Source organism: Brevundimonas sp. (assembly GCF_018608325.1).
In the GTDB taxonomy this organism is placed as follows: Bacteria; Pseudomonadota; Alphaproteobacteria; order Caulobacterales; family Caulobacteraceae; genus Brevundimonas.
In genome coordinates this window covers 17,664-24,772 of record NZ_JABAZW010000171.1, presented here as the reverse complement: position 1 = coordinate 24,772, position 7,109 = coordinate 17,664, and the positions used below count along the sequence as shown (strand labels likewise).

At 65.7% G+C, this 7,109-nt stretch carries 8 protein-coding genes; 2 read left to right on the top strand and 6 right to left on the bottom strand.

Features of this window, described 5'->3' with window-relative positions:
• Window positions 1–38: 38 nt before the first annotated feature.
• A complete protein-coding gene (gene grxC, locus QZ281_RS17470) occupies window positions 39–296 on the bottom strand; it encodes a glutaredoxin 3 (RefSeq protein ID WP_292230678.1) in 258 nt (85 codons plus the stop codon).
• Window positions 297–361: 65 nt separating this feature from the next.
• On the bottom strand, window positions 362–1,168 hold the full coding sequence (locus QZ281_RS17465) for a ComF family protein (RefSeq protein ID WP_292230675.1): 807 nt from the start codon (window positions 1,166–1,168) through the stop codon (window positions 362–364).
• Here QZ281_RS17465 and QZ281_RS17460 point away from each other — a divergent pair.
• A complete protein-coding gene (locus QZ281_RS17460) occupies window positions 1,167–2,069 on the top strand; it encodes a methyltransferase domain-containing protein (RefSeq protein WP_292230673.1) in 903 nt (300 codons plus the stop codon). The two genes, QZ281_RS17465 and QZ281_RS17460, sit on opposite strands and share 2 nt — an antisense overlap.
• 2 nt (window positions 2,070–2,071) lie before the next feature.
• Here the strand turns inward: QZ281_RS17460 and QZ281_RS17455 are convergent, their stop codons facing one another.
• The 4 genes from QZ281_RS17455 to QZ281_RS17440 are packed head-to-tail and all read right to left on the bottom strand — an operon-like array spanning window position 2,072 to window position 5,036.
• Window positions 2,072–2,254, bottom strand: a complete 183-nt coding sequence (locus QZ281_RS17455; protein ID WP_292230670.1) for a Flp family type IVb pilin — start codon at window positions 2,252–2,254, stop codon at window positions 2,072–2,074.
• A gap of 24 nt (window positions 2,255–2,278) precedes the next feature.
• Window positions 2,279–2,680 (bottom strand): (deoxy)nucleoside triphosphate pyrophosphohydrolase, encoded by a 402-nt coding sequence (locus QZ281_RS17450; protein WP_292230686.1) that lies wholly within the window; start codon window positions 2,678–2,680, stop codon window positions 2,279–2,281.
• A gap of 20 nt (window positions 2,681–2,700) precedes the next feature.
• Entirely contained in the window at window positions 2,701–4,098 is a 1,398-nt protein-coding gene (argJ, locus tag QZ281_RS17445) for a bifunctional glutamate N-acetyltransferase/amino-acid acetyltransferase ArgJ (RefSeq protein WP_292230667.1), read from the bottom strand.
• Between the two features lie 2 nt (window positions 4,099–4,100).
• Window positions 4,101–5,036, bottom strand: coding sequence for a peptidylprolyl isomerase (locus QZ281_RS17440; protein WP_292230664.1), 936 nt, complete (start codon window positions 5,034–5,036; stop codon window positions 4,101–4,103).
• Between the two features lie 245 nt (window positions 5,037–5,281).
• Here QZ281_RS17440 and secA point away from each other — a divergent pair.
• Window positions 5,282–7,109, top strand: a 1,828-nt coding sequence (secA, locus tag QZ281_RS17435; protein WP_292230661.1) for a preprotein translocase subunit SecA, incomplete at its 3' end; no start/stop codon positions are given.

Sequence of the window (7,109 nt, the reverse complement as noted above, 5' to 3'; positions counted from 1 at the left end):
GGTCTGGATCAGGGCGATGTCGAGCCCTTCGCTCATGCTCAGGCGGCCAGCAGCGGGTCGAGGCTGCCTTCGCGGTCCAGCGCGTGAATGTCGTCAGACCCGCCGACGTGCTGGTCGTTGATGAAGATCTGCGGGAAGGTCATGGCCCCGCCGGCGCGTTCGACCATCTCGGCCTTTTTCGCAGGGTCGTTGGACGCCACGATCTCGGTGTAGTCGACGCCCTTCTTCTTCAGCAGCGACATGGCGCTGAAGCAGTAGGGGCAGCCGGGCTTGGTGTAGATGACGACGTCGGCCAATGCAGCACTCCAGGATTACAGGTCGTCGCCGACGTGTGGGGGCACGCGCCGACGGGTGTTGACCCCTACATAGTCAGATCGCGGGCGTTTCGCACCCTTGCGATGACGGCCAGATCAACCGCCCGCGCTCCGGCGTCCAGCAGGGCGCGGGCGCAGGCCTCTGCTGTGGCGCCGGTGGTCAGCACATCGTCGATCAGCAGGATGCGCCGCCCCTTGATCCGGCGGCGTCCCGCCTCGGTGACGGCGAAGGCCTTCTTGACGTTCAGGCGGCGTCCACGGCGGCTCTTTCCGCCCTGGGTCTGGGTGTGGCTGGTGCGGATCAGGCTGTCGGGCAGGTAGTCCAGCCTGCACGTCCGGGCCAGGGGACGGGCGATCTCGGCGGCCTGATTGAAACGACGCGACAGCAGACGCATCGGGTGCAGCGGCACCGGGATCACGGCGTCGGCGTCCCGGGTCAGTTCGGCGGCGGCCCGTCCGATCCAGCGTGCGAACAGGGGGGCGAACTGCTGCTGGTCGCCATGCTTGTAGCGCAGGATCAGCCCGCGTGAGGCGTCGTCATAGATGCATGCCGCCCGCGCCCGTTCGAACGCATAGGGCAGGGTAGAGCAGGCGGCGCAGCGGTCCTCGGCGAAGTCGCCGCCATCGAATTCGAACGCCGCGCCGCAGCCGTCGCAGACCGGCGCCTCCAGAAAAATGATCCGGCTCCAGGCGTCAGGCGTCAGGCCCGCCGCCGCCGTGGCTTCGCGACTGTCGTGGGCCATCGGCGGCAGGATCATGTCGGCCAGACCGCGCCCGGTCGTGCGGCCAAAGCGCAGCAACTGCGACCTGGCCCCTTCCCACGCCGCGCGCCAGACCCCATCCTGTGCGTCCATGACTTCCCCCACGCCTTCCACTTCTTCCGGCCCGCCGCAGATCTTTGACGCTCGCCGTCGTCAGGCCCGGCTGTCGCGCGCAACCCCCCGGTTCCGCACTGCAGACTTCCTGCATGTCCGCGCCGCTGACAATGCGGCGGAAAGCCTGGCCGCCATCCTGCGCGACTTTCCGGTCGCCGTCGATCTGTCGGCCCATTCCGGGCCCTTCGCCGAGGCGGCGGCCCTCAGCGATGCGGCGCCGCGCGTCGGGCCGATCCTGACGCCGACGACGGTGGCAGAGCGCTCGGCGCCGGGGGCGAACGCCCTGCCGCTGGGTGATGAATCGGCCGATCTGATCGTTTCGCTGCTGACGCTGCACTGGGCCAATGACCTGCCTGGCGCACTGGCCCAGATCAAACGGGCGCTGAAGCCGGACGGCCTGTTCATCGGCACCCTGTTTGGGGCGGGAACCCTGAAGGAGCTGCGCGCCGTCCTGACTGAGGCTGAACTGTCCGAGCGTGGCGGGGCGCAGGCGCGGGTTTCGCCCTTCGCAGACGGCTATGATGGCGCGGCCCTGCTGCAGCGGATCGGCTTCGCCCTGCCCGTGTCGGACGTGGACCGGTTCACTGTTCGCTATCCCGACCTGTTCGCCCTGATCCGCGATCTGCGGGCGATGGGCGAGACCAATGTGCTGCATGGCCCGATCCGCCCCCTGACCCGCAGCGTCATCGCCAAGGCCGCGGCCCTCTATGCCGAACGATACGCCGATGCGGACGGACGCATCCCGGCGACCTTCGAGATCGTGCATCTGGCCGGGTGGAAACCGCATGAAAGCCAGCAGAAGCCGCTGGAGCGGGGCTCAGCCAAGACCCGTCTGGCCGATGCTCTGGGCGTGCGCGAGCACAACGGGCTCGAAAACTGACCTCAGCCCTTGCTGACGGCGTCGCCTATGGCGGTGATGGCGGTGTTGAACATCGTCGTCGCGGCGTTTCCAAAGGCGACCACTGAACCGATGATCACCAGGAAGATCAGGGCGCAGATCAGGCCGTACTCAATGGCGGTGGCGCCGCTGTCGTCGCGCAGGAGCCGGGCGATGAGACGTCTCATGGCCGGCCTCCCTGGTCGGCGGTTTCAGAGCAGGTCGCGCAGCCAGGCGACCAGAGGTTCGTCCGCCGGCGGCATGGGATAGTCCGAAAGCTTGTTCGGTTTCACCCAGGCCAGAGCGTCGTGTTCACGCGCCGTGACCACGCCATCCCATCGCCGACACAAGTACAGTGGCATCAATAGGTGAAACGAATCGTAAGCGTGGCTGGCGAAAACGAACGGGGCCAGACACGCTTCTTTGACGTTGATGCCCAGTTCTTCGTGCAACTCACGGATCAGGGCGGCCTCGGGGCGTTCGCCAGGTTCGACCTTGCCGCCCGGAAACTCCCACAGGCCCGCCAGCTTCTTGCCCTCGGGACGTTTGGCGATCAGCACACGGCCGTCGACATCGATCAGGGCGACGGCGACAACCAGAACAGTCGGCAGCACCGCGGGAACGGCAGTCTCGGTCACGAGCGGTAGTCGCCGTTGATCTCAATATAGCCCTTGGTCAGGTCGCAGGTCCAAACCGTCGCCGACGCCCGGCCTGAACCTACGTCGACGGTGATGTCGATCTCGGGGTTCTTCATATAGGCGGTCATCTTGGCCTCGTCATAGGTCGGGGACGGGGCGCCTTCGATGGCGGCTTCATGCGGGCCGAACCAGATGGCCAGATGATCGCGGTCGACCGGCTCCTCGGTCTTGCCCACGGCCATGACGACGCGGCCCCAGTTGGCGTCCTGACCGGCGATGGCGGTCTTGACCAGGGGGCTGTCGGCGATCGACTTGGCCAGCTTGCGGGCCGAGGCGGGGCTGGCGGCGCCGTCCACCGTCACCTTGACGAACTTGGTCGCACCCTCGCCGTCACGCACCAACTGGTGCGCCAGATCCAGCATCACCTTGTCCAGCGCAGCCGAGAAGCTCTTCAGGCGGCGGTCGCCCACGCGCCCGATGCGCGGTGCGCCCGACGTGCCGGTGGCGAACAGCAGGGCCGTGTCATTGGTCGAGGTGTCGCCGTCCACCGTCACCGAGTTGAAGGTGGTGCGGACATGCAGGCCCAGCAGCGCCTGCAGCACATTGGGATGGATGTCGGCGTCGGTGACGATGAAGGCCAGCATGGTCGCCATGTCCGGCGCGATCATGCCTGATCCCTTGGCGATCCCGGCGATGCGGACCTTGTAGCCCTCGATCTCGGCCTCGGCGTAGGAGCCCTTGGGGAAGGTGTCGGTAGTCATGATGCCCCGACCGGCCCTGGCCCAGGCGTCGGAATCCATGCCCTGTTCGATCTCGGGCAGTTTGGCGATGATCTTCTTTTCGTCCAGCACCACGCCGATCACACCGGTCGAGGCCAGCATGACGTCGCGCTGGCGGCAGCCGAAGCGTTTGGCGACCTCTGAGGCTGTGCGCCGCGCCGCATCGGCCCCGGCCTTGCCGGTGAAGGCATTGGCGCAACCGGCGTTGACGACCAGGGCGCGCACATCCTTGCCGCCTTCAGCCGATCCCAGTTGTTTCTTGCACCAGTCAACCGGTGCCGAGCCGATCTTGTGGCGGGTGAAGACCCCGGCGCAGCTGGTGCCGCGCGCGAAGCGGAACACCACCAAATCATCGCGCTCATGCTTGTAGAAACCTGCGCGGGCTGTGGCGATCTCGACCCCGCCGATGGGCGGGATGGTCGGGAAGGGCACGGCCAGAGGCGAAATCGCCAGACCGGGCTTTCCGGCGGCGGGCGCGGGCGTGGGGGCAGGCGTGTCCGATCCGGGGCGTGTGGCGCGTTTCAGCGCCGTGGCGAACGGGTCCAGCGCTTTTTCCAGCGCCTGTTCCAGGGCCTGTTCGATCTTGTGGCCGGTCTTGGAGGGGGGCTTGTTCATGGTTAGGCGGCCGGTGCGGGGGTGTTGGTCGGGTTCTGGGTCGAGTTCTGGGCGGAGGCGGGCTCCTGATCCTGTCGCACGCCGTCGCCGGGCAGCAGGACATTCACCTTGGCCTTGTTGCGAAGCTGCTCCAGCAACTGCCGCACGCCTTCATAGGTCAGATAACGGACAATTTGCGGGCGCGCCTGCTCCAGCGTGGGCGGGTTCTCCTTGCGGCGGTCCTCGACCCGCAGCACGGCCCAGCCGCCTTCGGTCTGGAACGGACCGACCGTCGATCCGGCCTGTTTGTCGCGCAGGGCGCTGGCGTAGGTCTGTGGCATGACGTCCAGCGTCGAATAGCCCAGGTCGCCGCCGGAGAAGCGCGTCGCCTCATCCACCGAACGCTCCATCGCTACGGCCTCGAAACTGGCGCCCTGCCCCAGAATTCCGATCACGGCGTCGGCCTCGGTCTTGGTGCGCGACAGGATCAGGCGGACGCGGATCTCCTCAGAGGTCTTCGCCAGCCGAAGTTGCTCATTATAAAGGTTCTGCACCGCCTGGTCGGAAATGGCGCCATTGACCACGCTCTCGACCAGCATGTCGCCCAGGATGCGTTCGCGGGTCGCCTCCAGGCGGCGCTGGGCCAGCGGCGAATCGTCCAGACGACGGCGTTCGGCCTCCTTGGCCAGCAGTTTCTGGTCGATGACCTCATCCAGAACGCGGCGGAACAGGTCCGATGTCACGTCCAGCGGCTCGCCTTCGCCAATCAGGCCTTGCGCCACCGCCTCACGTTTAACGTCCGAGGCCCAGATGGTTTCCGACTGGACCTTGGCCACCGCCCGGTCGCCCGGTTCAGGCGCGCGATCCGCGCCACCCGTGCGATTACAGGCTGAAACCGCCAGTGTCGCCGCCAGAAGCGCTACGGTCAGGGTGCTGAAAGGCCGCCGGAATGGGGTCAATGGGGCGCTCCGTCGAAGGCAGCCGAAAGCCCCTCGCGTTGACAGGGGTTAGGGCGGTGCTTAAGTCCCGGCTGCGCCCAAGTCGAGGGGTTTTGATCGTCTGCGCGGCCCTTCGCGCGCGCCTGCTTGCGGCGCTCCGGGGCCGCCATCGGTTCGGGCCTCTCTTGAAGCGCCCCTATCGCCGCCCCTAACGGGATTTCAGAGCCGCCCAGCTCGCAGACGCTCGACCGCTTACCGGATCCAACATGCTCGGCTTCGCCAAGAAACTTTTCGGCTCTTCCAACGACCGCAAGGTCAAGGCCTTTCAGGACCACGCCCAGCGCATCAATGCGCTGGAGCCGAAGTTCGCGGCCCTGTCCGATGACGAACTGCGCATGATGACGGACGCCTTCCGCGACCGTTTGGCCAATGGCGAAACCCTGGACAAGATCCTGCCGGAAGCCTTCGCCGTGGTGCGCGAGGCCTCCAAGCGGGTGCTGGGTCAACGTCAGTATGACGTGCAGCTGGCCGGCGGCATGATCCTGAACGAAGGCGGCATCGCTGAAATGCGAACCGGCGAGGGCAAGACCCTGGTCGCCGTGGCCCCCGTCTATCTGAACGCCCTGCCGGGCAAGGGCGTGCACGTCATCACCGTGAACGACTATCTGGCCCGCCGCGACGCCGAGACGATGGGCAAGGTCTATCGCTTCCTGGGTCTTGAGGTCGGCGTCATCGTCAACGGTTTGAGCCAGGGCCAGCGCCAGCAGGCCTACAACGCCGACGTCACCTACGGCACCAACAACGAATTCGGCTTCGACTATCTGCGCGACAATCTGGTCTATGACCGTCGCGAGATGGTGCAGCGCCCGCACAACTTCGCCATCGTCGATGAAGTCGACTCCATCCTGATCGACGAGGCGCGCACGCCTCTGATCATTTCGGGTCCGACCGAGGACCGTTCTGACCTCTACAAGATCCTGGACGGCCTGATCAAAGAACTGATCAAGGACAAGGACACCTTCGAACTGGACGAGAAGCAGAAACAGGTTCTGCTGACCGAACTGGGTTCGGAGCGGATCGAGGACGCGCTGGAAAGCGGCGGTCATTTCGCGCCCGACACCACCGGCCTGTACGACGCCCCCAACATCAGTCTGGTGCACCACTCCAACCAGGCTCTGCGCGCCAACACCCTGTACCAGCGCGACAAGGACTACATCATCAAGGACGGCGAGATCGTCCTGATCGATGAGTTCACGGGCCGCATGATGACGGGCCGCCGCCTGTCCGAAGGTCTTCACCAGGCCATCGAGGCCAAGGAAGACGTCAAGATCCAGCCCGAGAACCAGACTCTGGCCTCGGTGACGATCCAGAACTATTTCCGTCTGTACGAAAAACTGTCGGGCATGACCGGCACGGCGGCGACGGAAGCCCAGGAATTCGGCGACATCTACAAGATGGATGTGCTGGAGGTGCCGACCAACCGGCCGATCCAGCGCAAGGACTACGACGACGAAGTCTATCGCACCCACGACGAGAAGAATCAGGCGATCGCCAAACAGATCGCCGAATGCCATCTGGCGGGCCAGCCCATCCTGGTCGGCACCGTCTCAATCGAACGTTCGGAACAGCTGTCGGACCTGCTGAACCGCTATGAACACAAGGTCGAGGTCTCGCGCGCCCTGAAGAAGGAATATGCGGGCAAGGCCAAGGAAGCCGAGAAGATCGGCGACGCCGCCTATGACATCACCTACGAGACCAGGCTGCGCGGCATCCCGCACAGCGTCCTGAATGCGCGTCAGCACGAACAGGAAGCCTATATTGTCGCCGACGCGGGCCTGCCCGGCTCGGTGACCATCGCCACCAACATGGCCGGTCGCGGCACCGACATTCAGCTCGGGGGCAACCTCGAGATGAAGATGCAGAAGTGGCTGCTGGAGCAGCGCAACCTGGCCGTCGAAGTCACCCACGAGATGGAAGTGGCCAAGGAAGCCGAGTTCAAGGCCGAGATCGGCGTCCAGAAGGACATCGCCATGACGGCTGGCGGTCTGTTCGTCCTGGGCACCGAGCGTCACGAAAGCAGCCGTATCGACAACC

What these genes read in the sequence shown, in the direction of transcription:
- QZ281_RS17460 (WP_292230673.1), top strand. Translation starts at nt 1,167, where the DNA reads ATGACTTCCCCCACGCCTTCCACTTCTTCCGGCCCGCCGCAGATCTTT.
- QZ281_RS17465 (WP_292230675.1), bottom strand. Translation starts at nt 1,168, where the DNA reads ATGGACGCACAGGATGGGGTCTGGCGCGCGGCGTGGGAAGGGGCCAGG.
- QZ281_RS17455 (WP_292230670.1), bottom strand. Translation starts at nt 2,254, where the DNA reads ATGAGACGTCTCATCGCCCGGCTCCTGCGCGACGACAGCGGCGCCACC.
- argJ (WP_292230667.1), bottom strand. Translation starts at nt 4,098, where the DNA reads ATGAACAAGCCCCCCTCCAAGACCGGCCACAAGATCGAACAGGCCCTG.